Annotated in this window: 22 protein-coding genes; 15 read left to right on the top strand and 7 right to left on the bottom strand. The window is 43.5% G+C overall.

Annotated features, from left to right (window positions below):
* Positions 1 to 109 precede the first annotated feature (109 nt).
* Complete coding sequence (locus H4K34_RS18095; protein ID WP_210758784.1) at positions 110 to 526, top strand: acyl-CoA thioesterase; 417 nt, start codon at positions 110 to 112, stop codon at positions 524 to 526.
* Positions 527 to 588: 62 nt separating this feature from the next.
* Here the strand turns inward: H4K34_RS18095 and H4K34_RS18090 are convergent, their stop codons facing one another.
* The 3 genes from H4K34_RS18090 to H4K34_RS18080 form a co-directional block, all read right to left on the bottom strand.
* The gene (locus H4K34_RS18090) at positions 589 to 1,527 is read right to left on the bottom strand and encodes a hypothetical protein (RefSeq protein ID WP_210758783.1); all 939 of its coding nucleotides are present in this window, start codon (positions 1,525 to 1,527) and stop codon (positions 589 to 591) included.
* Positions 1,528 to 1,625: 98 nt separating this feature from the next.
* Positions 1,626 to 2,594, bottom strand: coding sequence for an endonuclease/exonuclease/phosphatase family protein (locus H4K34_RS18085; RefSeq protein WP_281384747.1), 969 nt, complete (start codon positions 2,592 to 2,594; stop codon positions 1,626 to 1,628).
* A 2-nt stretch (positions 2,595 to 2,596) separates the two neighbouring features.
* A complete protein-coding gene (locus H4K34_RS18080; protein WP_210758781.1) occupies positions 2,597 to 3,445 on the bottom strand; it encodes a CheR family methyltransferase in 849 nt (282 codons plus the stop codon).
* 90 nt (positions 3,446 to 3,535) lie between these two features.
* Between H4K34_RS18080 and H4K34_RS18075 the strand changes: the two genes are divergently transcribed.
* A complete protein-coding gene (locus tag H4K34_RS18075; RefSeq protein ID WP_210758780.1) occupies positions 3,536 to 4,306 on the top strand; it encodes a phosphatase PAP2 family protein in 771 nt (256 codons plus the stop codon).
* On the opposite strand, the gene H4K34_RS18070 is transcribed toward H4K34_RS18075, so the two are convergent.
* Positions 4,275 to 5,423 carry a hypothetical protein gene (locus H4K34_RS18070; RefSeq protein WP_210758779.1) on the bottom strand — a complete coding sequence of 383 codons (1,149 nt, stop codon included), beginning with the start codon at positions 5,421 to 5,423 and terminating at the stop codon, positions 4,275 to 4,277. The genes H4K34_RS18075 and H4K34_RS18070 overlap by 32 nt on opposite strands.
* Positions 5,420 to 6,625, bottom strand: a complete 1,206-nt coding sequence (locus H4K34_RS18065) for an S-adenosylmethionine:tRNA ribosyltransferase-isomerase (RefSeq protein ID WP_210758778.1) — start codon at positions 6,623 to 6,625, stop codon at positions 5,420 to 5,422. Before H4K34_RS18065 ends, H4K34_RS18070 begins: the two co-directional genes overlap by 4 nt.
* Positions 6,626 to 6,675: 50 nt before the next feature.
* Here H4K34_RS18065 and H4K34_RS18060 point away from each other — a divergent pair, with 50 nt between their 5' ends.
* The gene (locus tag H4K34_RS18060) at positions 6,676 to 7,809 is read left to right on the top strand and encodes a glycosyltransferase (protein ID WP_210758777.1); all 1,134 of its coding nucleotides are present in this window, start codon (positions 6,676 to 6,678) and stop codon (positions 7,807 to 7,809) included.
* Here the strand turns inward: H4K34_RS18060 and H4K34_RS18055 are convergent.
* Positions 7,765 to 8,658, bottom strand: coding sequence for a glycosyltransferase family 2 protein (locus H4K34_RS18055; RefSeq protein WP_210758776.1), 894 nt, complete (start codon positions 8,656 to 8,658; stop codon positions 7,765 to 7,767). The two genes, H4K34_RS18060 and H4K34_RS18055, sit on opposite strands and share 45 nt — an antisense overlap.
* Positions 8,658 to 9,344, bottom strand: a complete 687-nt coding sequence (locus tag H4K34_RS18050; RefSeq protein ID WP_210758775.1) for a cell division ATP-binding protein FtsE — start codon at positions 9,342 to 9,344, stop codon at positions 8,658 to 8,660. Before H4K34_RS18050 ends, H4K34_RS18055 begins: the two co-directional genes overlap by 1 nt.
* Positions 9,345 to 9,494: 150 nt before the next feature.
* Here H4K34_RS18050 and H4K34_RS18045 point away from each other — a divergent pair, with 150 nt between their 5' ends.
* The 12 genes from H4K34_RS18045 to H4K34_RS17990 all read left to right on the top strand — a co-directional run bounded on the left by H4K34_RS18045 (position 9,495) and on the right by H4K34_RS17990 (position 25,434).
* Complete coding sequence (locus tag H4K34_RS18045) at positions 9,495 to 12,635, top strand: tetratricopeptide repeat protein (protein WP_210758774.1); 3,141 nt, start codon at positions 9,495 to 9,497, stop codon at positions 12,633 to 12,635.
* Position 12,636: 1 nt separating this feature from the next.
* A complete protein-coding gene (locus tag H4K34_RS18040; RefSeq protein WP_210758773.1) occupies positions 12,637 to 14,352 on the top strand; it encodes a TonB-dependent receptor in 1,716 nt (571 codons plus the stop codon).
* Positions 14,353 to 14,393: 41 nt separating this feature from the next.
* Positions 14,394 to 14,849, top strand: a complete 456-nt coding sequence (locus tag H4K34_RS18035) for an acyl-CoA thioesterase (RefSeq protein WP_210758772.1) — start codon at positions 14,394 to 14,396, stop codon at positions 14,847 to 14,849.
* 10 nt (positions 14,850 to 14,859) lie between these two features.
* Positions 14,860 to 15,606, top strand: coding sequence for a 3-oxoacyl-[acyl-carrier-protein] reductase (gene fabG, locus H4K34_RS18030; RefSeq protein ID WP_210758771.1), 747 nt, complete (start codon positions 14,860 to 14,862; stop codon positions 15,604 to 15,606).
* 15 nt (positions 15,607 to 15,621) lie between these two features.
* A complete protein-coding gene (locus H4K34_RS18025) occupies positions 15,622 to 17,658 on the top strand; it encodes a vWA domain-containing protein (protein ID WP_210758770.1) in 2,037 nt (678 codons plus the stop codon).
* 17 nt (positions 17,659 to 17,675) lie between these two features.
* Positions 17,676 to 18,491 (top strand): prohibitin family protein, encoded by an 816-nt coding sequence (locus H4K34_RS18020; protein ID WP_210758769.1) that lies wholly within the window; start codon positions 17,676 to 17,678, stop codon positions 18,489 to 18,491.
* 10 nt (positions 18,492 to 18,501) lie between these two features.
* A complete protein-coding gene (locus H4K34_RS18015) occupies positions 18,502 to 19,965 on the top strand; it encodes an aminoacyl-histidine dipeptidase (RefSeq protein WP_210758768.1) in 1,464 nt (487 codons plus the stop codon).
* 90 nt (positions 19,966 to 20,055) lie between these two features.
* The gene (locus H4K34_RS18010; RefSeq protein ID WP_210760613.1) at positions 20,056 to 20,874 is read left to right on the top strand and encodes a beta/alpha barrel domain-containing protein; all 819 of its coding nucleotides are present in this window, start codon (positions 20,056 to 20,058) and stop codon (positions 20,872 to 20,874) included.
* Positions 20,875 to 21,116: 242 nt separating this feature from the next.
* Complete coding sequence (locus H4K34_RS18005) at positions 21,117 to 21,257, top strand: hypothetical protein (protein ID WP_210758767.1); 141 nt, start codon at positions 21,117 to 21,119, stop codon at positions 21,255 to 21,257.
* A 28-nt stretch (positions 21,258 to 21,285) separates the two neighbouring features.
* Positions 21,286 to 21,750 (top strand): thiol-disulfide oxidoreductase DCC family protein, encoded by a 465-nt coding sequence (locus tag H4K34_RS18000; RefSeq protein ID WP_210758766.1) that lies wholly within the window; start codon positions 21,286 to 21,288, stop codon positions 21,748 to 21,750.
* 33 nt (positions 21,751 to 21,783) lie between these two features.
* A complete protein-coding gene (gene bshC, locus H4K34_RS17995; RefSeq protein ID WP_210758765.1) occupies positions 21,784 to 23,382 on the top strand; it encodes a bacillithiol biosynthesis cysteine-adding enzyme BshC in 1,599 nt (532 codons plus the stop codon).
* Between the two features lie 30 nt (positions 23,383 to 23,412).
* The gene (locus tag H4K34_RS17990; protein ID WP_210758764.1) at positions 23,413 to 25,434 is read left to right on the top strand and encodes a dipeptidyl-peptidase 3 family protein; all 2,022 of its coding nucleotides are present in this window, start codon (positions 23,413 to 23,415) and stop codon (positions 25,432 to 25,434) included.
* Positions 25,435 to 25,483: the final 49 nt, after the last annotated feature.

Below are 25,483 nucleotides of genomic sequence, written 5' to 3'. Positions count from 1 at the left end.
AATCAGTCTTGATATATAGCTTTTTTTGTCGGAGATTATCAGAGCGTTAATCGCGCTGTATCCCGCATTCTACCGTACAATGCACTTAATTCTCAGTACTTAAGAAATTATGTTTGTTAACTCAATGTCAACTCGGGTACGATATGCCGAGACCGATCAGATGGGGGTTGTTTACTATGGTAATTATCCACAATATTTTGAGATAGGAAGAGTGGAGGCCTTACGTAGTCTGGGACTTACCTATAAAGAGATGGAAAATAGGGGAATTATGCTCCCGGTTCTCAAATTAGAGGTAAAGTATTTAGCTCCCGCGACTTACGATGATTTGATTGAAATTCGCACCGAAATTCGTGAAATGCCCAATACTCGAATCACCTTTCATCATGAAATTCGCAATGAAGAGGGAAAATTGTTAACCATCGGATTAGTGCAATTGGTTTTTGTGGATATTAAATCTCGAAAACCGCTTATGGCCCCGGATTATTTTCTGGATCTCATCGCACCGCAAATCACCGCGTCTAAATAATAAGCACGAAAAAAGCCGTCTCGGATTAACAAGACGGCTTTTTATATTTTCGGAGCCTGAATTTATTTCAAGGCCGTAAATACGCTATTCACATATTCGTACTTGGCAGTTTCTGAATTCTCACACCAAATTACAGTTAGGAATCCAGGTGTAAATTCAAAGTCAACATCAATTGCGCCATCCAATCCAGAATTAGGAGTGGGGAAGTAATGACGAATAGGAGTGGTTTTAGTACCGATAATATCCCCTTTACTAAAGCTTTGTCCAAAAGGAGAGTATTCTTCGAAGCTAAAGCCCCATGCAGACTCGGGGTTAAAGTTGCGTACCAAAACATTGCTGTGATAGAAAGGAGCGCCTTTGGTAGTTACGGTTCCAGATGAATCTAAGCTTTGTATTTCTTGATCCCAAACGGAAAGGTCTCCATTGCTAATTACGGTTCCAGGAGCAGCATTTACTCTTAAGTCCAAACCTGCAGTAGGATAATTCGCAGCCTTAGCACTAACCGTCATATAAGTTGCAATGCGGAATCCACGATTCATAGTGTCTACCCAAAAACGAACCTTAGAATCTACTAGCCAAGCGGTATCGGTTACTGTAACCTTGTGGTTTACGGTAGCAATAGGCTTTTTCGCTAAGGCAGGTTCGATATCGGTTAACAAGCTGGCCATATCAACAGTCTCATCATTTAAGTAGAATGAAGGGGCTGCTTCTAAAGGCTGATTAAAGGTAATGCTATCCGCAATGGCAGAATAAAATTCATTATTCGCATCAGTCACCACATTCATAAAAGTCAATTCACTGCCGTATTGATCGCTCAATAACAAGCGAGGAATTTCGGCTATATATCCAAAGCTGGGATTATAGGATGATAAAATCAGGGAGCTACGGACTTGTGGTAAGGCCAGATTGTCTGTGGGGTAAGTATTGGTGTTTACCACCGGATCATCCTCACATGACGCAAGCGTTAACAGAGCGAGTCCAAGGAGCGCAATTCGTTTCATAATCTACAATTTCAGGACAAATTTAATTTTTCTAACGAGCAATTTGCAAGAGTATTCATTCTCAGCTTATAAATATGCCCTCTATTACTAAGTCGATTCTAATCCAATAAAGGTTGGGTCTTGATAATGAGATCGATATATACCGGAAGATGATCGCTGTAACCAGAACCAAAAAATGGCCCCTTAAAAGCCCTTCGCGGTTTTTTACCCGGTAATTTGCTTTCATCCTCCAATAAAAAGGAAGGCGCAAAGGCCTCACAGGCAATAGTCCATTTTTGCATTTCTGGTCGAATTAGGATCTGATCCAAATAGGCCCATTCTCCTTTATAACGATGACTGCCTTTGCTAACTGTTCGACCTTCCATTAAATTAAGCAAAGGGGTTTGGCAACTATCACAACTTAGGTATTGCAGACTGCGATTGTGGGCCTCATCATTAAAATCGCCCATAATCAGTAAAAGTTCGTCGGCTTCTAGTTCTAAACTATCCAGAAACCCGGATAGAATCTTTGCTGCTGCCATTCTTTTGGGTTCTGAGCTTTGTTGTCCGCCATAGCGACTGGGCCAATGGCAGAACACAAAATGCCAGGATCGATGCAGGCTATCTTCGAATTGAGCGTATAACATGTCCCTGCTGCGATAGTCCGGCTGCTCCGGCCAATGAAAGCGAAGGGTTTTGGAGTCAATAAGGCGAAAGACATCCTTTCGGTAGATTAAGGCCACATCTATGCCCCTGCGGTCGGGTGATTCGTAGTGAATGTATTGATAGGGGATTTTAGTCAGAGCCGTGCGATGAATTAAATCATCCAATACTCGGGCTTCTTCTATTTCTGCGAATCCAATAATGGCTGGAGCCTGATAATTGCTATCGCTAAGACTGAGAATTACTTTGGATAATCGTTGTAATCGACTGTAATATTTCGGGAAGGTCCAGTCTTTAGAGCCTTCAGGCATAAATTCCCGATCAGGATTTATACTATCCCATTCCGGATAAAAGAGGTTTTCTACATTGTAGAATACACTGCGTTGCCCGGTTGAGCTATAGCTGAGAAAGAGGCAGAATACCAGGCTTAAACCTGCTCTACAAAGTTTTGGCGGTAGATTTTTTGCGATGAGGAAACGATTTGCAGATTCTCATGATTGGGGTAGAAAGCCATGGTTTCTTGTTCGCCCAAGGATAGAAAACCACCGGGCTTTAAATGATGAACCAATCGGGAGAGGGGATGCTCCTGAAACTCAGTTTGGAAATAAATAAGCAAGTTGCGACATAGAATAAGGTCGAACTTCTGATTTAATTCTCCGGAGGATATATCAAATTGTTCAAATTTTACCTTCCGAAACAGCTGTTCATGAAAGTGGCAAAGCGAAGAGGTAGTTTGATAATAATCCTCCAATAAGGACATTCCACCTGCTTTACGATAGTTCATGTCGGCTTCGTGAAGTCTCGCTTTAGATATAGAAGGTCGATGCGCTTTTTGCAGGGCTGCGGCAGATAAATCGGTGGCCAGGATTTGGCATTTATCCATCAGCCCCATTTCATCCAGAATAATGGCCAAACTGCTGAGTTCTTCACCGGTGCTGCTGCCTACTAAAAGAATGTCGATCTTATCTCTCTGACTAAGGACCGGTAATACGCTTTTACGCATCTCTAACCAGGTATTGGGTTCCCGGAAGAGCTCCGTAACCTGGACGGTAAAACGATCTAAAAACTTTTGGAAGTGGGAGCTTTCGCTGATGAGCAGCTTCAAGGTATACAGATCATTCACCTGCATTTGGTTCATAACCTTGAGTAGGCGGCGCATAACGGAGGATTTATTATACCACTCCAGTTTAAGACCATAGCGATCTTCCACAAATTCGAGGAAATCCTGATAGCTTTTTTCCGGGATTTCAAGCTGTGATATTAGGCTCTGCTGCATACCTTGCGAAGGTAATTCATTCCCGACGGCATTTTGAAAGGAAACGTTTTAAAAGTGTTTATTTTATTGGTGTTCAGCCCGATTGTTACTATGCATGCACAATTTTCGATAGTGCAGGATAGCTGGCAAAATGCAAAGCAATGGGGGCAGGCCGAGTCTTATTCATCCGCTGACGCTTGGTATTGGGCCGCTGGAGGAATTGCTATCGGAGCTGTAATGCTGGCAGACGAACCCATTCAAAATGCCCTCCAATGGTCGGATCCAGAAACCGCCGATGTTTTAAACCCTTTTATGGAGCCTTTTGGAAATCCTATGGTTATGGGTAGTATAAGTGCCTTGGGCTACCTGGGAGCTTGGGCCTTTAAAAATCCTGAAATTCAAGATTTAAGTTCAGTTGCCCTGCAAAGTATGTTGAGTGCTGGTATTGTTGCTATGGCTTTGAAAATCACTTTTCATCGCGAACGCCCTGAAGAGCAGTGGATTAATGATCCCTATGTTTTTCATGGACCTTCCTTGGCTCGCAATCACCTTTCTTTTCCCTCCGGGCATAGCGCTACGGCTTTTGCCTTGGCTTCCTCTATTTCCGTCTTTTATAATGATCCTTTGTATCTCGCAATTCCCTTGTATTCCATTGCTGGATTAACTGCCTGGCAGCGGGTTTTTGCGCAAAAGCATTGGCCCTCAGATGTAGTGGCAGGTGCTTTAATAGGTACTTTTATCGGAAGAAAGATTGGGAAATGGCAAAGGGTGCGCAGTTCCAAGCTCAGTTTAGAACCTAGTATTCTCTTTGGAACTTATAGTGGAATGTCGCTGAAATGGCAACTCGACCCTATCTCAGTTCGAAGCGAAAAGCCTTTTTAATTTCTCCTTGAATACTGAATATATAGCTGCCAGGTCCTAATCCTTCCAAAGGGATTTTCACAGTACCCCGTCTTAATTCTTCCGCCTTAAAATGGCCGGATAACCTTAAGGCACCACTTTGATCATACAATCCATATTCCACGCCTATATAGTATTGAGGCTGGGGAAATTGCAATTCCAGACTGTCTTGCCCCAATTTGTAAGTATCCTGAATTTGAATGATGGAATCCCCTTCATTTTCACTTTCCGTGCTAAAGACCGGTATCGCAATCTTATACAAATAGGGTTTTCGATTGGCCAATTCTTCTTCCGCAAAATACAAGCTGTTACCCTGCAGGGCTATAGCTTCCTTTTGAGAGAAATTCCCCAAACTATAAGGGTAGGCCTTAATTCGCTCAGTTTTTCGCCAAGATTCTATATACCAGATTTTACTGTAGCCTAATAAAAAGAGATCCTCGCCATTGGGACTCAAACAAGCGCCGCTTACCCAGTTAAAATGCTGGATACCACTGGCGGTTTTAAATTCTTTAATCAATTTGGCCTTTTGGGGAGCGGGATGGCAACTCAAGCCATATACTTTCACTTTTCCATCGAAAGGCTTGGTGCGGTTCTTCGTGAAGAGAAATAATGAATCCTTATAAACCACCATGGCTTCCAAATCGTAATAGCGATCCTTTTCATCGGGGGGGAAGGCGCTTTGCTCCGGATAGCTGAATGGGATTTTTCCAATTAAAGTCCAGTCCCCCTTGGTTAAGAGCCTCGAAACATCCAAAACCAGAATTTCTAAATCATTTCGCTTATTATCATTATTTCCGAAATCGCCGATATATAGCTTGCCATCGGCATAAGCCAGGGATTCCCAATCGTGATTTTTCAGGGATTCCAAAGATGGTCGCATCAAAAGATTTCCCAGGGTATCGCAAATAAAGAGCTCCGCATCATTACCACTGTCATTAATCATCGCAATGGCATTTGGTGCAATAAAAGCCATGCCACTGCATTCTTTAAGGTCGGGATGCAAAATGGCTACGCTATCCGCCGAAAGGCTTTGACTCATACCTAAACCCGGTTGCAGAAAGAGATAGAGCTGGATGATGATATTGCGGAGCATGTTCATGAGCGATAGAGTAAACAACCGTCGCCATAACTCAGGAAACGGAATTCATGATCCAAAGCATATTGATAAACCTCTAGCCAGTGCTCCTCAATAAGCGAAGAAACCAAGAGCATGAGGGTGCTTTTCGGTTGATGGAAATTGGTCACCAAAGCCGTGATTAATCGATGCTGGTAGCCAGGGGCAATAATAATTTGGGTTTTGAAAGGAAGCCAATCCGTACTATTTTCATCTAATAAGGCTTCTAGGCTTTCCAAGGCTTGTAATGGCTCCAGAGCCCATTCCGGATTTTCGAATCCCAACCACTGAGGAACGATTAATTCCCCATCATTCAATTGCTTATGATAATGCAGGCAGCCCAGCCAATACAAGCTTTCCAGAGCGCGTAGGGAAGTAGTTCCTACCGGTATAATGGCTTTTCCTGCTGCTAGTGCCCTCTTTAATTTTTGAATAAAGCTTCGATCCAGAAAGGATTCTTCCGCATGCATTTCGTGTTCCGCTACCGAAGTGCTTACCGGTTTAAAGGTTCCGGCCCCTACATGCAGAGTAAGGTAATTAAGTTCAATGCCTTTGTCTTGTAGCTTTTGGAATATAGCTTCATTAAAATGCAAGCCTGCAGTAGGGGCGGCTACGGAGCCGGATCTGCGGGCGTAGGTGGTTTGATAGGTAACCTTGTCTTGAGCTTCGGCCTTGCGCTTGATATAGGGCGGGAGTGGCGTTTTACCCGCGAGTTCCAATACCTCACTAAAGCTCAAATCTTGATCCCAACTAAGCTCAATATCGAATTGGGCCTCCTCGCGGCCCATTTTACGAGCCTTGAGTTTTAAAGCGCCCAGATCCATTTCTAAGTCATGGTTCTTCCATTTACGCGCGCCACCTACCAAACAGCTATAGCGTATGCTGCCTTTGGCTTGCATGGCTTGCTCAATGCTTTTATGCTCAAGTGGTTCCAGGCAAAAGATCTCGATGATACTTTGCTCATTCTTAGGAAAAAGCAATCGCGCTTGCACCACCCGGGTTTCGTTAAAAACCATCCAGGCATTTTCAGGTAAATACTGGTCTATGCTCTTATATTGACTCTCCCTTATTTCCTGATCTTTAAAAATCAACAATTTAGACTCACCACGGGCCAAAGGGTATTCCGCAATGCGATCTTCGGGCAGAGGATAATTATAGGTTTCGATGTCGATTTGACGATGCTCCACAACTGATTTTCGGCAAAAGTAAAGCCATTTTATATTTCTAATATTGCGGGGTGAAAAGTGTGGTCATTACAGTGAGCAATGACCTGGTTACCGATCAAAGGGTACAACGTAGCATTAGCGTTTTACAAGATGAAGGTTTTCAGGTAAACTTTGTAGGTCGTAAACTACCTGCTAGTCAAGATTTTGACCCTAAGTACGATTACCATCGCTTTAAGCTTTGGTTTCACAAGGGTTTCCTCTTTTATGCTCAATTAAACCTCTGGCTATTTTTCTATTTGCTCTTCCGTAAGCCCTATGATTTATACTGGGCTAATGACCTCGATACGCTACTCCCGAATTACCTGGTCGCACGTCTTCGGCGCAAGCCTTTGATTTACGACAGTCATGAGTATTTCTGTGGAGTTCCAGAAATTCAAGGGCGACCCTTAGTTAAAGCCGTTTGGCAAGGCCTAGAAAAGCGGATTTTCCCCAAATTAAAGTGGGTTTTAACCGTAAATAATAGCATTGCTGATCTTTATGAAAAGGACTATGGTATTCGTCCGCGAGTTCTGCGTAATGTTGGCAATAGTATCCTTCCTGATAATTGGAAAAGTCGCCGTGAATTAGGCCTACCTGAAAATGCTTTTTTATTGGTGAATCAAGGAGCGGGGATCAATGTAGACCGCGGAATGGAAGAGGTTTTGGAAGCTTTGGTGGGTTTGGAATCCGATATCCATTTAATGATTATTGGCAAGGGAGATGTGCTTCCTTATTTGAAAGAGCGCGCTCAAAAGGCGGATTTAAATGGAAGAGTGCATTTTATTGATCCCATGCCTTATGTAGATATGCTTCGCTATACGGCGGTGGCCGATTTAGGGCTTTCGCTGGATAAGGATACTAATATCAATTACCGCTTTAGCTTACCCAATAAGGTATTCGACTATATCAAATGTGGTATTCCGATTTTAGCCAGTAAGGTGGTGGAAGTGCGCAATTTGGTGGAAGGTGAGGGCCTAGGCCTGTGCTCGGAGGTGGAGCCCAAAGCTTTAGGGGAAAAGATCAAAGAAATTCAAGCCTTAGGCAAGGCTCATTTTAAAGAGGCTTTGGCCGATGCAGCCCAAAAACATAGCTGGGAAAAAGAACAGCTGGTGATCCGCAATTTATTGATGGAGATCGGCCTGAATCAAACGGTGCAAGCGAAATAGATCAAAACGCCATAAGCTGGGACCAGGGGAGTCTAGGCTGGAGCGCAAGGATTTTTCCCAGGCATTCAACAGCGAATAGCTGATCCTTTCTAATTTCCACTTCTTCAAAGTATTGAGGATCCGTAGCAGTTTAAAACGATGGGCCCATTGTGGATGATTTTGCTGAATCCAGATTAAGGATTCCATGGCTTCTTCGCTTTTTGCTAAAAAGGCCAAATTGCGATCGTCAGCGGCGTGATATTGTGGATTCTGGATGTGCAGTATAGGAATTCCTTCCGCCTCCAAGGCAAAACCAAAAAGGCTGTCTTCGTAGCCATAGGTTTTTAGGTTTTCTTCAAACTTCAGTTTTCGGAAAATTTCAGCATCCGCTAAAAAGCAATTGGTTTGAAAATTCTCGTAGGGATGGGCCTTTCTTTCGGCTAAGTCCTGTACTTCTCGCTTTTGCGCGAAAAGCCAACGTAATTCAGTGCCAGGCAAGGCTTTATCATCGGTGTACCGGCCACCCACTATCACTGTTTTGGGCTTCCGAACATTGAAATAATCGCTTAAAAAATGAGGCGAGTCAATGCGATTATCCCCATCGATCATTAAGATATACTTACCTGAAGCTTTGGAAGCTAGGATATTGCGGCCTGCTGCCCGACCTTGGTTTTGACTGCCTTTATGCAGAAACACTTCCGGAAGAGGCTCCAGCTCGGTACTTAATTGCTCCTGCCATATTGGACCGGAACCATCATCATAAACCAGAATTTCGAAATTGACCCCAAGATTGCGGGCTTGCTTTAAAAGCTCTTCCACCAATTTTAAAGGGGAGAAGCAATAGACCAATATGGCGATGCTCAGCTCCACTATAAGCTGTTCTGAACCGTATTAAAAACGGTTCCGTTTTCGCATTTTAAGGTTTCATGAGGGAATTTCAGAATCAAGGAGTAATCGTGGGTGGCCATCAAAATGGCGCGACCACTATTGGAAATTTGTTCCAAAAGAATCATTATTTCCTCTGAGGTTGAAGGGTCCAGGTTTCCCGTGGGCTCATCCGCTAAAATCAGTTGTGGATCGTTCAGTAAAGCCCGGGCAATAGCTACCCTTTGTTGTTCACCTCCAGAGAGTTGATGCGGCATTTTGCTTTCTTTTTGATCCATGCCCACCTTGCCTAAAACTTCTTGGATCTTTTTATTGATTTCCTTTTTGGAAGTCCAACCGGTTGCCTGTAACACGAATTTGAGATTATCATGTACCGAACGATCAGTTAGCAATTGAAAATCTTGAAAAACAATTCCGATGCGTCGGCGTAAGCCCGGAATCTCTTTCTCCTTAAGATTATTGAGTTTAATGCCGCAAACCTCGCCGCTGCCCTCTTTTAAAGGCAAATCCCCGTAAAGGGTTTTCAATAAACTGGACTTACCGCTGCCGGTAGAGCCAATGAGGTATTGGAAGTCGCCCTGACTGATATGTAGGTCAACATCGCTAAGGATTACAGTTTTGCCCTGATTGATGCGGGCCTGTGTGAGTCTGAGTATTGGATCTCCTTTCATAGGTCGAATTCAAAAATACTACAAGCATCAGAAGCAGTAGCTCCGAACCTCAATAATAATTAACAGAGCGCGTTTAAAACTTATTGCCGTCTTAAAAATGCTGCCCCTGAAATACCCCTACTTTAGAACGACAGATTAATTAAAGCTAATATGCGCATTTTCAAGGCTTTAAAACGCTCATTGGCGGTACTCATCTTAATATCCCCTTCCTTGTCGGCACAGGTAAATCAACACCTCCAAGGCAATGAAGAAGATTATGAGGCGGCTCTGGAACTTTTAGAAAAGCAGCAATACGGTAATGCTCAACTGATTTTCGATCGCATTGCGGATAATCCCTCTTATGGCGACGAAAAACGCATGAATGCCCGCTATTTCGCGGCCTACTGTGCGATTGAGCTCTACCATGGTGATATTGAAGAAAGGGTAGAGGAATTTGCCCAAATGCATGAAACTAGTCCTTTGCAAAACCGCTTGTGGCTGCGTTATGCGAATAACCTCTTCAGCTTAAAGCGTTATCGCCAATCTATTCCCTATTACGAAAAGGTTGATCCCTATGCTTTAAACGCCGAGCAAAAAGCTGAGTTTCAATTTAAATGGGCCTATGCGCTTTTGCAGGATGAGCAATCTTCTCCCGCTCAGGAGCTCTTCTTAAAGTTGAAGGATGGGAACAGCGCCTATGCCAACTCGGCGCGCTATTACTATGCACACTTGCTCTATGCAGATAGCAGCTATGCTGAGGCCCTGAATAATTTCTTGCCCTTACAAGAGGATCCCAATTTCGGACCCATGGTGCCTTATTATTTGGCCCATATCTATTATGCCCTGGAAGACTATAATAAATTGGTAGAAGTAGGTGAGGAGCTTATCGCCAATGCCAGTGAAAGTCGTGCTCCGGAAATTGCCAAGCTTTTAGCCGATGCATTTTACAGCCGGAAAGATTTCGCCAATACCCTTAAATACCTCAATATTTATCAGGAGAAAGGCGGACGCATGAGTCTGAAGGATCATTATCAGGCCGGTTATTCCTACTACCGTGAAGATCTGTATGCCGAAGCGATTCGCTCTTTTAATAAGATTACGGCTGGTCCCGAAGAACTCCGCCAGAATGCCTATTACCATTTAGGGGATGCCTATCTAAAAGTGGGTGAGAAGAATCAATCCATGGTGGCTTTTAAAGCGGCAGCGGATCTAAACCATTCGCCTGAAATTACTGAAGATGCTTCTTTCAATTATGTAAAGCTGAGTTATGAACTGGCCAGCCCTTTTAAGGATGCGATTGAAGTATTGCAGGACTTCCTCCGCCGCTATCCGAATTCGAAGCATAAGAAGGAGATCAATGGTTATCTGGCCAATATCTACATCACCACCAAGGATTACGATCGGGCCATGGAAGCCATTAAGGTAAGTGGTATTAACAGCCCTGAAATGCGTGGGATTTACCAAAAAATCGCCTTTTACCGCGCTACTGAATTATTCAACTCTCTCAAATTTGCTGGAGCCTTAAAGAAGTACGAAGAATCTCGTGCATACCCGGAAGATAAAGATCTGGCCAATCTGGCCCTTTATTGGATTGGCGAATGTCAGTACCGTTTACGCGATTACGAAAGCTCCCGAAAGTCTTTCCAAAATTTCCGTGCCGGTAAAGGAGCTGCGGCGCAAGCCGTTTATGCGCGATCTTATTACCACAGTGCCTATTGTGCCTACAAGATTTTTGATTTTAAGGCTGCGGCAGATGATTTCCGAATCTTTGCTCGTGATGCTAAAACGCAAGATCCCCGCAAGGCCGATGCCTATTTACGCTTGGGTGATGCCTATCTCTTAACCGGTGGTTATTTGCTGGCTTCCGATTTTTATCAGAAAGCAATTCAGGCTAATAGCGTGGAATCGGATTATGCGCATTACCAAAGAGCAGTTTGCCTGGGCTTAGATGAAAAACAGAATGAGAAGGTTCTGGAACTGAAAACCTTATTGGGTAAATACTCGCGCTCTGTTTATGCGGAGAAAGCCAAATTCGAATTGGGTTTAACCTATCTGCATATGGATGACTATGCCAATAGCTTACAGGTTTTCAAAGAGTTCGAAAATGAATATCCTAATAGTGATCGCTTATTGGAAGTACAACTTAAGCAAGGTTTAATCTACAGTAACCGCGATCAAAATGAAATGGCCATCACGGTTTATAAAGAGATCGTAGATAAGTATCCGGGCACTCAAGAAGCCTATGAAGCGATTCGTTTAGCGGAGATCGTTTACAAACGCGAGCGCAATATCACTGCCTATTTGGATTGGGTGGCCACCATCGAATTCATGGACATTAAAGAATCTGCCCTCGATTCTACTGCTTACAGCGCCGCTTTTGATATTTATGCCGAAGGCAATTATGAGGCGGCCTATCAATCATTGGATAATTATTTAAGTCGTTTCCCCAATGGCGTGTTCATGCAAGAGGCGCAATTCCTGGCTGCTGATGCCGCTTTAAGGACCGAGAAAAAAGCGGAGGCCTACACTTTATACGCTGCTTTGGAACACAGTAATAATCGCGAATATAAATTGGCAGGTTTACCTTTCTTGGCCGCTCAAGATTTTGCAGATAGCAATTATGCCCTGGCCCGCGAACGTTACGATCGCTTTGCTCGCTTAGCGGAAAGCAAGGAACAATTGCTTCGGGCTCGTACGGGCTTAATGCGCTGTGCAGATCGTTTGGGCGATGATGATGCGCTTTTAGAACAAAGCAGCGCCGTGTTGAACATGGATCAGGTAAGCGATAATCTTCGCAATGAAGCCAAGCGTTATCAGGCTATGGTTTACTTCCGTCGTGAGAATTATGATCAGAGCTTCCAGATTTTTAGTCAGGTTCAGAAGGCTACGGCCGGAGCGACCAAAGCGGAGGCTTATTACCTCATGGCTTTAATTCGCCAAAAACAGGAAAAATACGATAGCAGTAATGCATTGATTAATAAAATGATTGAGGCTTTACCATCCTACCGTGAATGGAAGATGAAGGCCCTTTTATTGATGGCCCGCAACTTCTGGAAATTGGATGATATTTTCCAGGCCAACTATATTCTCGACTTTATTATTAGCAGTGAGGATAATGTCGAATTGGTGGATCAGGCCAAAGCTTTGAAAACAGAAATTCAGGATGCCGAAGCTCGCGCCATTGCTGAAAAAGAAGCTCTTTTACGCAAGCAAGAGTCACCCATTTTGTTGGATGCCGAAGGCGACCTGCAGTTATTAGATAGTCCCGGAGAAGATATTCCTATGGAGGAACCTGAAATAATTGAGAAATAATATGCGAAAGATCGGATTAAGCTTATTGCTTTTAGGTGGTTTTTCCGCCTTTGCTCAGCCAGATAATTTGGGATCTTTAGAATTAAAGGTTACCGATCGCTATAAGGCACAGGTTAAGGATGCTCAGAAGATTTTGGAGCAACCTCAGTATGCTGATAGCATCAGTCAAAAAATAGAAGTTCAATACAGTATTAACAGCTTACCGCTGGATGTACGCATGAATCCGGAACCCTTGAGTCCGGCTCGCATTCGTGTAGTTGAAGTGCCCGAATTGTACCGAGCCTTTATACGTGGTGGTTATGGTGCGTATAATACCGGCCTGGCGGAGGTTTATTACAATAGTAAACGCAGTTCTAAATACAGCTATGGCTTTGATGCCCAGCATTTGTCCACCAAAACCGGTGTGTCGGATATCCTTTACGAGGATAATGCCTTTTCGCGTAATCATATCGGGGGCTATTTCGATCGTTTCTATTCTAAATATACCTGGCATGTTGCGGCAGATGTCGACTTAAATAAATACCATTATTACGGTCGTCCTATGCTCAGTTTCTTGCCTGGAGATGATACTCTGGGTTTAGGAGAAGCTCCATATAACTGGTACCGCAGTTTTGGCGTACAGACTTCCTTGCGCGAATCCCGTGAAAAGGAGATGGGCTGGTTAAAGCAGATCGATTTGCGTTACCGCTATTTTGGGGATAATTACAAGGCACAGGAGAATGATTTTCAGGTGCATTCAGATTGGAATTTACCTGCTGGTGAGCAGAAATTATTCTTGGAGTTGAATGTAGCCTATTTCAATACCAAATACGACAGTTTATATAGTCCTTCCGATAGCTCTCGATTATTTGATCAGAGCTATATGCAAGTGCAAATGAAACCCTATATCCGCGTAGATAAAGGCGAATATGCCCTCGACTTTGGTTTGAATTTATACTTCTTAGGTAATAACGATAGCCGTCCGGTGGAGACTAATGGCGGTGCTTATTTCTTCCCCGAGTTAATCGTACGTTATCGTGCGGTTCCTGATGTTCTGAGCGTAGTAGGCGGGATTACTGGTTTATTGGAACGCAATACCTACCGCGATATTAATGGGATGAGTCCTTTTATTACTACGGGGCAAACATCAGTACCCAGCAGAACCATTAAGGCTTTTGTAGCGGCGGAAGGTTTGTTGAGTAGTTCTACTTCTTTCCGTGTTGAAGGAGGTTATGCCAATTTGCGTTCGGATGCCTTCTTATATCGCGATCCTAATTTCTATTTGGATTCTGTGAGTGATGGTATCAATGTTCTGTATCAGGATTTGGGCGAATTCTACGCCTCTGGTAGCATTAACTTTAATTGGGAGGAGAAATTCCTTTTAACGGCATCGGCCACCGCTCGTGATTTCAGCTTGGCTGATAATCAATTGGCCTTGTACCGTCCTTATTTCGAAGCGCAGGTGGAAGGAAGTTATACTTATCGCGAAAAAGTAGGCTTGGGCCTGATGTTGAATTATGTTGGTGCACGTCATGCCTTTGTGCAAGAAGCCAATCCTAATTTGGAGGCCATGTTAAAGCCCTATGTTGATTTAGGTTTAAAGATCGATTATTACTACAATTCTCGCATTGGAGCCTTTATTAACTTGAGCAATTTGCTAAACAGCCATTACGATATGTACCTCGGTTATCGGGCTCAAGGCATCAATGCCTTATTCGGTTTCACTTATCGCTTTTAGAGCCGCTGCAATTTGAAGAAGCATTGTAGCTTTGCCTCCCTATGACAGAAAACAGTAGTCGTTTTGAGCAGAAACTCCACATTCGTTGGAGCGATCTCGATCCTAATGGTCATGTACGCCATTCCGTTTATTATGATTTTGCCGCCCAATTGCGTACCGAACTATTTATAGCTCGCGGTATAAGGGTAGAGGATATGGCTAAGGCTGGCTTTGGGCCGGTATTATTTGAGGAAAAGGCTAATTTCAGGCGCGAGCTGCATTTTGGAGATGATCTGATAATGTCGGGCTCCCTAAAACTATTACGCGAAGATTATGGCCGTTTTGCCTTTGTTCATGAGATTTGGCGGGGCGAAACTTTATGCGCTACAGTAGAGGTTTTCGGAGCCTTTATTGATCTTAAATTGCGAAAACTCACCTTGCCACCGCAAGATTTTATTGATAAGCTTAGTAACTTACCACGCCACGAGGATTTTACGTGGCTTCCGATTGACAAATAAATAGCAGTATATGAAATTACTCGAAGGAAAAGTGGCTCTGATTACCGGAGCATCCAAAGGTATCGGTAAAGGAATTGCCGAGGTTTTTGCCCAACAAGGATGCCAGGTGGCCTTTACTTACCTTTCTTCTGTGGCTCAGGCCGAAGAGGTTGAAAAAGAATTAAGTGCCTACGGTATTAAAGCCAAAGGCTATCGCTCTGATGCTTCTGATTTTGAAGCTGCCCAACAATTGGTAGATGATGTTTTAAAGGATTTCGAAACCATCGATGTACTGGTAAATAATGCCGGTATTACCAAGGATACCCTATTAATGCGCATGACGGAAGAGGATTTCGACAAGGTGATTCAAATCAACTTGAAGTCCATCTTTAACCTTACCAAGGCCGTGCAGCGTACCATGCTGAAAGCCCGCTCCGGATCTATCATTAACATGAGCTCAGTAGTAGGAGTAAAAGGAAATGCTGGTCAGGCCAACTATGCCGCTTCTAAGGCGGGAATCATTGGTTTTACCAAATCTGTGGCCCTCGAATTAGGCTCTCGTAATATCCGTTGTAATGCCATTGCTCCCGGTTTTATCGAAACCGAAATGACCGATAAATTGGATGAGAAAACCGTTCAAGGCTGGCGCGATGCCATTCCACTGAAGCGCGGTGGTAGTCCAGAAGATGTAGCCAATGCTTGCTTATTCCTGGCCTCAAACTTATCGGCTTATGTAACCGGTCAGACCTTGCAGGTAGACGGTGGGATGTTGACCTAAGGTCCGCATCTGCAAATGGAAATTACATTTAGCTATTCACCCTGGTATTTAGTCCCGGCTGCTCTTTTGATCGGCCTGGGACTCTTTTTTTATTATTTCCGTAAACCGGAATACACTAAAACCCAAATCTGGACCCTAGCCGCGCTGCGGTTTTTGGGACTCCTTTTGCTTTGCTTCTTTTTACTCAAGCCTCAAATTGTTGAGCGGGAGATACAAGCTTTAAAACCGCGCTTGGTTTTTCTGGAAGATCTTTCTCGATCTATGCGCTATCATCAGGATAGCCTAGCTCTAGATTCTATGTTAGGGGCCTGGCCAGCGCAAGCGGAAACACAGCTTAATAAGTATCAGCTTTTCTCTTATGTATTTGCGAATACCTTAGACGCTGACTCGGTAAAAGAAGCGGAGTTCACCAATATATATCAAGCCTTAAATGAGGTGCAGGATCGCTTTTATGGCGAACCCCTGGCGGCAGCCGTTTTACTTACAGATGGTGTTTACAATCAGGGTCGTAATCCTTTGCAATTTGCTGCTCAGTCGAATGTCCCTCTGTACATTCTTAAATATGGAAACCAAGAGCAGGCCCGCGATATAGGGATCGAAGACCTGCGCTACAATAAAAGTTTAAGCTTAGGCCGAAAGCTGAGTTTGGAAATTGATTTAGCTGCTCGCAATGCGGCAGGATCAAGCTTTAAGCTGGAAATTCGAAATGAGCAGAAGCAATTAGTGCATCAGGCCAATTTTACCGTTAATCGCGAAGAATGGTTAGAAAGCCTGATTGTAGAATTGGCTGCTGATGAAGAAGGATTACAGTCCTATAATGTGGCGCTCATCCAGGCTACAGCAGATGCTAATCCATCCAACGACCGCAGGGAGATTGCTTTTGAGGTGCGCAAGGAAGCCTATGCCATCTGGATTTACAGCCCCCAAAGTCATCCTGATGTGGCCGCAATTCGCAGAGCCATACAAAGCGAAGCGAATTGGGAGATTCATTATTGCCGCAATCGCAATGAATTGGATTTAAAAGAGGCGCGGGTATTATTGGCCTTCGACTGGGATGAAAGCCTGGTACAAGAAATTCGGGATCAGAAAATTCCTACGCTTTTTATCGCTGGATCGCAATCCAATTTAAGAGCCTTGCAAAGCTTAGATCTGGCTAAGGGATTGAATCGGGATGCGGAAGAACAATACGCTTTAACCGCCAGTGCTTTAGGCCTTTTCGCTCTGGATGCCGAGCAGAAAGCATTATTCCCCAGCTGGCCACCCATAGAAGGATTGTACGGCAATTTGGAAGTACCGGCTTGGGCCGAAGTGGTATTGTACAAGCAAATTGGCAATGTGCAAAGCAATGAAGCTCTAGCTATTTCTGGTAGCAGGGAAGGGCAACGCCTGGGTTTACTGGCAGGCCGTGGCTTTTGGTCTTGGCGTATGTACAATGTGAAAAATGAAAAGCAGAGTCGCGCTTTTGATCAGTTTTTCCGTCGTTGGGTGCAGTATCTGCAGGCTCAGGAAAGGGAAGAGCCCCTGCAAATTGAATTTGAGAAGGAGCTTTATGAACGCTCTCCATCGCGAGTAATCGCCAAGCTTTATAATCCAGGTGGTAATTTGGTAAATGAGCCTGATCTGAGCCTTAAGTTGAGTGGTGCCTATGGCGAAACCTATGACTATCGATTTAGTCGGGAGTCGAATCTCTATCGCTTGAAATTAGATGGCCTAAATCCCGGACTCTACAGCTACACCGCCAGTACCCGCTTGGGTGATCGAAGCTATGAAAAGCGAGGTAGAATATGGGTGCAGGAAAATTCTTTGGAACAACAAGATTTGCGAGCGCGTAGAGAAATGCTGGATGCCATGGCCAGCCAAAGTGGAGGTAAGGCCTATGAGCTCAAAGACTGGCCTCAAATGTTGACGGATTTAGCACAATTGGATGCACCTGAGCAATTGAATGAACGCAAGATTAAGCGGGAATTATTGACCAAATGGGAGCTCTTCTTTGTAGTTTTGATACTCATTAGTCTGGAATGGTTCCTCCGCAAATACTGGGGGCGCTATTAAATCAAATAGAATAGGTTATGAAACAAAGAACAACATTTTTGATCGTTCTGGCTTTCGTGGCATTTTTGGTAGTAATCCTCACTTGGAATTCTATCACTTATACCATTAATGCTGGCGAAAAGGCGGTAATCTTCCGCAAATTTCAAGGCGGATTGGATAAGGACAAAGTATATGGTCAGGGCTTCCATGTAAAATGGCCCTGGGATGAAGTATATACCTACGATGTTCGTAAAATGGAAAGCTTCAGTAAAATGAATGTTTTAGATCGTAATGGTCTGACTATCACCTTGGATCTTTCCTATCGCTTTTATCCCAAAGAAGAGCGCATTGGCTATTTACACGATGAAATTGGGGCCAACTATCATGATAAAATTATCAAGCCCTATATCCGATCGGCGGCCCGGGAGGTTATTGGTAAGTATAATGCAGAAGAGCTCTATTCAACTAAGAGAGAGGATATCCAAAATGAGATTTTTACCCGCACGGCCGAGCCTATGGGCGAGAACTATTTGGTATTGGATGCCATTTTAATCAGAGAGGTGAAATTACCTCCAAAATTAAAGGAGGCCATTGAGCGTAAACTCGAGCAGGAGCAGGCTTCTCTAGAGTATGAGTTTAAATTACAATTAGCCCGTAAAGAAGCCGAACGTCAGCGAATTGAAGCCGAAGGTAAGGCTCGTGCTAATGAGATTATCTCCAACTCCTTAACGGAGAAAATTCTAAAAGAAAAAGGAATTGACGCCACCTTGAAATTGGCGGAGTCTAAAAATTCCAAAGTAATAGTTGTGGGTTCTGGCAAAGATGGCCTGCCCCTCATTTTAGGAAATCAATAAAACAGATCGAATGTCTGAAGAAATCAGAAACCTTGAGCCCCAGTCGGTATGGGGGCATTTTGCCGATTTAAATTCTGTACCTCGTCCTTCTAAAAAGGAAGAGAAAGTACAAGCTTTTATGATCGATTTCGCCAAGAGCCAAGGCTTGGAGTGGAAACAAGATGAAATCGGGAATATCCTGGTATCTAAACCAGCCAGCGCAGGCATGGAAGACCGCAAGAAAGTGGTTTTACAGGCGCATTTGGATATGGTTTGCCAAAAGAATAAAGACACCGATTTTGATTTCAAAACCCAGGGAATCAATATGTATATCGATGGTGAATGGGTAAAAGCCCGTGGTACCACATTGGGAGCTGATAATGGTATTGGGGTAGCCTCCATTATGGCTGTATTAGCTTCTAAAGATATTGCACATCCTGCCTTGGAAGCCTTGTTTACTACTGATGAGGAAGCTGGCATGACCGGTGCTCATCATTTGCAAGCCGGATTCTTAAGCGGAGATATTTTAATGAATCTCGATACCGAAGATGACGATGAACTCAGTATTGGTTGCGCCGGTGGTATTGATACCGATGTAGACTGGACCTATGAAGAAGAGGCTACCGATGCTGCTTCGGAACAAGCCTTTCAAGTTAAGGTAGAAGGTCTTTTTGGTGGTCATAGTGGTATGGATATCATTTACGGCCGTGGCAATGCCAATAAGGTATTGAACCGCATGATTTATGATCCTCAAGAAGAATATGGCTGGAGTATCAGCGAATTTGAAGGAGGCGGTTTACGTAATGCCATCCCGCGCGAAGCTGAAGCCATTGTGGTAGTTAGCAAGGATAAAGCAAGCGAGGCCGAAGAATATTGGAAAGAACTAGGCGCTGCTTTGGTTAAAGAGTTTGCTACTACCGATCCGAATATTCGTATTGCGGTGGATAAAGTGGATTTACCGGCTCAAAAAATGACTGCTACTGACTTCCAGCGTTTTAGTGCTGCCTTACAATGCACTCATGATGGCATTCGCCGGATGAGTCCTGATGTTGAAGATTTGGTAGAAACCAGTAATAATGTGGCTCATGTGAGTCTGGCTCAAGGCAAGATGAACTTAAAAGCCCTGCAACGTTCGGATCGCGAGAGTGCCAAATTCGACATTGCTGATTCGGTAGGGGCACCTTGGCGAATTTTAGGAGCTAAGGTAGAGCACAGTGGTTCTTATCCTGGTTGGAAGCTCGATCCAAATTCTCGTATGCTGGGCATGATGAAGGATTTGTATGTGGAGCTGTTTAAAGAGGAGCCTAATGTATTGGCTTGTCATGCCGGTTTGGAATGTGGTCTTTTAGGTCAACATTATCCCAATTTGGAGATGATCTCTTTCGGTCCAACTATCAAGAATCCACACTGCCCGGATGAGAAGGTAAACATTGCATCCGTGGGCAAGTTTTGGGGCTATTTCCTCGAAGCTTTAAAAAGGGTTCCGAAATCTTAAAATTGCTAGTACTTTCGCAGAACCTCTCATCAAAAAAAGCGAAAATTGACAGCAAAACACGTGGATATTGTGGAATGCCCCCGCGACGCCATGCAGGGCCTCCACGATTTTATTCCAACTGAAAATAAAATAGCCTATCTCCAATCCTTATTGGAGGTAGGCTTTCATAGTTTAGATTTTGGCAGTTTTGTTTCTCCCAAGGCTATACCACAGCTTAGAGATACCAAAGAAGTTCTGGCCAATCTGGACCTGAGCCGCACCCAAACGCAATTATTAGCCATTGTAGCTAATCTAAGGGGAGCGCAAGAGGCGGCCGCCTATGAAGAAATCGAATATCTAGGTTATCCCTTTTCGGTTTCTGAAGTATTCCAAAAACGAAATACCAATAAGACCATTGCCGAGAGCCGGGAATTGGTGGAAGAGCTTTTAGAGCTCAGCGCCAAGCAAAACAAGCAATTGGTGGTATATGTAAGCATGGGATTCGGTAATCCCTATCGCGAGGCCTGGTCGGTAAGCATAGTTGAGGATTTTTGTGCTGCTCTGGCGGATCGTGGAGTAAAGATTTTATCCTTATCCGATACTATTGGAACCTCTAATCCGGAAAGCATAGCGCATCTGTTTGGTAGCTTGATCCCTGCCTTCCCTCAAGTAGAGTTTGGCGCACATTTGCATACCCATGCTCATAATTGGCGGGAGAAAGTAGATACGGCCTATGCCAAAGGTTGTCGTCGTTTCGACGGGTCCATTAAAGGTTATGGAGGTTGCCCGATGGCAGCAGATGACCTGATTGGGAATATGCCTACCGAGAAATTACTCAGTTATTTTAATGAGAAAAAGGTGGCCCACGGAGTAGATATGTTGGCTTTTGAGTCGGCTTACAACCGTGCCTTACAAACTTTTCCGCTCTAGATTTTTATAATAAAGCTTTCTGAATTCTGAAATTCATCAGATAAAAATTGGAATAGTGGAAAGGCTTAATTAACAGTCACTTGTTAATAAGTGTGCTTTATTTTCAGGTTGTAAAATTAGCTGCAAATCAAGTGTAACTTTTTCTTCAATCATCCTGAAAATCAACAGGAGCAAGGATTTTAAAGTTCTTAAATACTTGCATTGTATTCTCATGTTGACTATTTTCGGTGAAAACAACATCCATGAGGAACTGGTTACAACTTGCTTTAGAGGTTAAAGATTACGTCAGTAATGAGGGGCGCACCCTTTCCATTAGTCAGGGAAAAATGTTGCGCGATCAAGAGCGTAGTTTTCAATATGAATTGGATAAGCAAACTGCTTAATTCCATGTAACTTCGCTTAAAAAGTGAAGTGTTCCAAAAAGTTCGAGAAACACAGTTTCCACCAGCTCAAGTGACCATGTATTGGGACGGCGATTGTTCTTTTTGCCGTTTCTGGACCAGCAACTGGGATAAGTTGCTAAAGGGCAAAGTTGTATTTGAGCCCTATCAAAATGGAATTGAGCAATTCCAGGATTTAGATCCCCAAATTTTTAAGGAAGCCAGTCGCTTAATTGATAGCGATGGGTATATATACAGCGGACCGGATTCGGCTTATCGCAGCCTGTATTTGGCTGGGAAATACCGCTGGATGCACAGATCCTATCAAAGGAATGTGCTCTTTCGCAATTTTAGTGATCGTTTGTATCAATGGATCGCCACCAATAGAGGTTTCTGTTTCCGCATCACAAAATTGCTTTTTGGCACCGATCCTATGAACCTTCGACCTTTTTGGGCGATATACTTATTTGTAATCTTGTTTCTGATCCTTAGCTAGGCAGCTTATCAGCCTTAATAGTATTTTTGCCTCATGAATGAATCGGAGTGTATCCCTTACCGTCAAACCGGTTATTTTAGTGAACTGATCCTCGACTATTTAGATCATAATCCTCAATTACAGAACTATATATCGGGTTTTCCCGAAGTCCAGTCTTTTAAGGAACGCATAGAATCGCGTCAGAGTTTTTCCGCTGAAAAACGTCAAATTCTTGCAGATAGCCTCTTGCAGCAATATCAGGAAACGGGCATTGAGCCCAATCCAGAATTGCTGGAGCAGATCGAAAGCCTTAAATCGGAAAAGACCTTTACGGTTACTACCGGGCACCAGCTAAATATCCTTACCGGCCCTTTATATTTCATCTATAAAATCGTGAGTACCATCAATTTGAGTAAACAACTCAAAGAAGCGTACCCCGAATACAATTTTGTGCCCATTTACTGGATGGCCAGTGAAGATCATGACTTTGAAGAAATCTCCTTTATCAATCTCTTTGGAGGTCGATTAAAATGGGTGAATGACTTTAAAGGTCCAGTGGGGCATATGCCTCCCTTTGGCATGGGCAAAGTGATCGATGAATTGGAAGAGCATTTAGGTCCTGGTAAGCAGGCGGAAGAAATCCTGAGCATCTTACGTAATGGCTATCACGAACATCCTAATTTAAGTCAGGCTACCCGCTGGGTGGTACATGAGCTCTTTAAATCGGAGGGATTAGTCATTTTGGATGCGGATCGACCAGAATTAAAGCAGCAAATGCTTCCTCATTTTAAGACGGATCTCTTTGAAGATCGCATCCACCGAAAGGTGCAAGAACAAAGCGATGCCTTAGGCCAAAAGTATTTTGCTCAGGTGTTTCCACGACCTATTAATCTCTTTTACCTAAAGCCCGGTTTAAGGGAGCGCATTGAATATAAGGATGGCGAATGGTTGGTTTTGAATACCGATATCCGTTTTAATGAGAGCGAACTAAAATCTGAACTCGAAAATCACCCGGAGCGATTCAGCCCCAATGTGGTTTTACGTCCTTTATATCAAGAGGTGATTTTACCTAACCTGGCTTATATAGGCGGGGGAGGTGAGTTGGCATACTGGTTTCAATTGAAGTCGATGTTTGATGATCAAGCGGTGCCTTTTCCTTTGTTGATCTTGCGAAATTCGGTATTGCTTTGTCCAGAGAAATGGCGCAATCGCTTAGCTGATTTGAATTTGGATCCGCGTGAATTATTCCAGGATCTTAATGATTTGAAACGGAATTATATCAAGGAACGCTTTCCCAAAGATGTGGAGCTTAAAGATTTTGATGAGCAATTGGAAAAGATGTTCGAAGATTTGGAGGCTATTGCCGAATTAACCGACCGCTCGATGCTGGGTGCGGTTAATGCTCAAAGGCAAAAGCAATTGAATGGCATTGAAAATCTGCGTAAAAAGCTGATTCGCGCTGAAAAACGTCGCTCATCGGAGCAGATGGAGAAACTGGAACGAGCCTATTTAGCTCTGTTTCCAAAAGGTGGTTTACAGGAGCGTCATGATAATTTAACGCCCTATTATGCGAGCTATGGGAAAGGTCTAATTCAAAGACTACTGAAAGACCTCGATCCATTGGATTTTCGCTTTACCATTGTCCGTCTATAAGCTTTATATTCGAGCAACTAATTCAAGAACATGAAAAGAATCAGCCTTTGGACTCTGTCTGCTTTATTGGTGGCCGGAGCCTGTAACAATCCTACTGAAGAGAAAACACCCGCTGAAAACGAATCCATGACTGAAAAGACCACTGATTATCAATGGCAAACCGAGCAGTTTGCGGATTTACGCATTTTGCGATACCAGGTTCCCGGATGGGAAAAGCTGAGTCTGCAACAGAAAAAACTGGCTTATTACCTTACCCAAGCTGGCTTAGAAGGCCGCGATATTTTATGGGATCAATTGTATCGCCATAACTTAGAAATTCGCAAGGCCTTGGAGACCATTATTAAGAATCACGAAGGAGAAGGAGATGCCCAATGGGATAATTTCCTGATTTATGCCAAGCGTGTGTTTTTTAGCAATGGTATTCATCATCATTACAGCCATGCTAAGCTGAAGCCAGAATTTGATCAGGCCTATTTGGAATCTTTATTAGAAAAGAGTGGCGCCAGCTTAAGTGAGGAGGCCATTGCCGTAATTTTCAATACTGAAGATAGCAAGGGGGTAAGTAAAGATCCTAATCATGATTTATTGCTGGCATCAGCTGTAAATTTCTACGATCCCGATATCACTGAAGCAGAGGCTACCGCCTTTTATAAAGCTCAGATGAATCCTAAAGATAGTACTCCAATTAGCTATGGCTTAAACTCCAAATTGGTTCGTGAAAATGGAACCTTAGTGGAGAAAACCTGGCATGCGGAAGGTTTGTATGGACCAGCTATTAAAAAGATTATTCATTGGTTGGAATTAGCCCAAGGAGTAGCTGAAAATGAGCAGCAAGCCAAGGCACTGGGTATTTTGATCGAATACTACCAAAGCGGCGATCTCAATAAATGGGATGAGTACAATATTGCCTGGGTGCAGGATACGGCTAGTACGGTAGACTATATCAATTCCTTTATCGAAGTATACCATGATCCCTTAGGTTACAAAGCAACCTATGAAACCGTGGTACAGGTGAAGGATATGGATGCCAGTGAGAAAATGGCGGTGATTTCGGATAATATCCAATTCTTTGAGGATAACAGTCCAATTATGGACCAACATAAAAAGGAAAAGGTTGTTGGTGTATCTTATCGCATGATTAATGTAGTAGGTGAAGCTGGGGCAACTACTCCTTCAACTCCCATTGGAGTTAACCTTCCTAATGCTAACTGGATTCGCGTAGAGCATGGTTCTAAATCCATTAGCCTCACCAATATTGAAGGGGCTTATGAGAATGCCCGCGGTGAAGGATTCTTGGAAGAATTTGCCTTTAGTACCGAGGAATTGGAGCGTGCTAAGAAATATGGTGCCATCAGTTCTAAAATGCATACTGCTCTACATGAGGTAGTAGGTCACGCTTCTGGAAAACTGGAAAAAGATGTGGCTACCCCAAAGGAGACCTTGAAAAACTACTCCAGCACCTTGGAAGAAGCCCGTGCTGATTTAGTTGCACTTTACTTTATTATGGATCCTAAAATGTTGGAGCTAGGTTTAATGGAAAGCCTGGAGGCCGGTAAAGCGGAATACGATAATTACATCCGCAATGGTTTAATGCTTCAATTACGTCGCCTGAATTTGGGTGAGAATATTGAAGAAGACCACATGCGTAACCGTCAATTGATTGCAGCTTGGGCCCTAGAAATGGGAGCCAAGGATAATGTAATTGAGCGCAAAGTGATTGATGGTAAGACCTATTTCGTAATTAATGATTACGATGCATTACGGGAGATCTTTGGTCAGCAATTACGCGAGATTCAACGTGTTAAATCCCAAGGTGATTACCAAGCCGGACGTGATTTGGTAGAGAATTACGGGGTTAAGGTAGATCAAGCAATTCATGAAGAGGTATTACGCCGTACCGAGAAATTGCATATTGCTCCTTATGCGGGCTTTATTCAACCTGAAATGAAACCGGTATTTGATGGTGAAGAAATCATCGATGTGGAATTGGAGTTCCCAACCGACTTTGTAGAGCAGATGCTGCACTACGGAGAAAAGTATTCCAACTTATAAATTTAAAAGGCCTGTCATTATTGGCAGGCCTTTTGCTTTTCAGCCGCTA

The organism is Croceimicrobium hydrocarbonivorans (assembly GCF_014524565.1).
GTDB lineage: Bacteria > Bacteroidota > Bacteroidia > Flavobacteriales > Schleiferiaceae > Croceimicrobium > Croceimicrobium hydrocarbonivorans.
This window is presented reverse-complemented; position numbering and strand designations above follow the sequence as displayed.

Bases quoted from the DNA above. Each gene is read 5' to 3' on its own strand.
- H4K34_RS18005 (WP_210758767.1), top strand. From the start codon at position 21,117: ATGAGGAACTGGTTACAACTTGCTTTAGAGGTTAAAGATTACGTCAGT.
- H4K34_RS18070 (WP_210758779.1), bottom strand. From the start codon at position 5,423: ATGAACATGCTCCGCAATATCATCATCCAGCTCTATCTCTTTCTGCAA.
- H4K34_RS18015 (WP_210758768.1), top strand. From the start codon at position 18,502: ATGTCTGAAGAAATCAGAAACCTTGAGCCCCAGTCGGTATGGGGGCAT.
- H4K34_RS18040 (WP_210758773.1), top strand. From the start codon at position 12,637: ATGCGAAAGATCGGATTAAGCTTATTGCTTTTAGGTGGTTTTTCCGCC.
- H4K34_RS18090 (WP_210758783.1), bottom strand. From the start codon at position 1,527: ATGAAACGAATTGCGCTCCTTGGACTCGCTCTGTTAACGCTTGCGTCA.
- H4K34_RS18010 (WP_210760613.1), top strand. From the start codon at position 20,056: ATGCAGGGCCTCCACGATTTTATTCCAACTGAAAATAAAATAGCCTAT.
- H4K34_RS18045 (WP_210758774.1), top strand. From the start codon at position 9,495: ATGCGCATTTTCAAGGCTTTAAAACGCTCATTGGCGGTACTCATCTTA.
- H4K34_RS18020 (WP_210758769.1), top strand. From the start codon at position 17,676: ATGAAACAAAGAACAACATTTTTGATCGTTCTGGCTTTCGTGGCATTT.
- bshC (WP_210758765.1), top strand. From the start codon at position 21,784: ATGAATGAATCGGAGTGTATCCCTTACCGTCAAACCGGTTATTTTAGT.
- H4K34_RS18075 (WP_210758780.1), top strand. From the start codon at position 3,536: ATGCATGCACAATTTTCGATAGTGCAGGATAGCTGGCAAAATGCAAAG.
- H4K34_RS18095 (WP_210758784.1), top strand. From the start codon at position 110: ATGTTTGTTAACTCAATGTCAACTCGGGTACGATATGCCGAGACCGAT.
- H4K34_RS18050 (WP_210758775.1), bottom strand. From the start codon at position 9,344: ATGAAAGGAGATCCAATACTCAGACTCACACAGGCCCGCATCAATCAG.
- H4K34_RS17990 (WP_210758764.1), top strand. From the start codon at position 23,413: ATGAAAAGAATCAGCCTTTGGACTCTGTCTGCTTTATTGGTGGCCGGA.
- H4K34_RS18080 (WP_210758781.1), bottom strand. From the start codon at position 3,445: ATGCAGCAGAGCCTAATATCACAGCTTGAAATCCCGGAAAAAAGCTAT.
- H4K34_RS18035 (WP_210758772.1), top strand. From the start codon at position 14,394: ATGACAGAAAACAGTAGTCGTTTTGAGCAGAAACTCCACATTCGTTGG.
- H4K34_RS18025 (WP_210758770.1), top strand. From the start codon at position 15,622: ATGGAAATTACATTTAGCTATTCACCCTGGTATTTAGTCCCGGCTGCT.
- fabG (WP_210758771.1), top strand. From the start codon at position 14,860: ATGAAATTACTCGAAGGAAAAGTGGCTCTGATTACCGGAGCATCCAAA.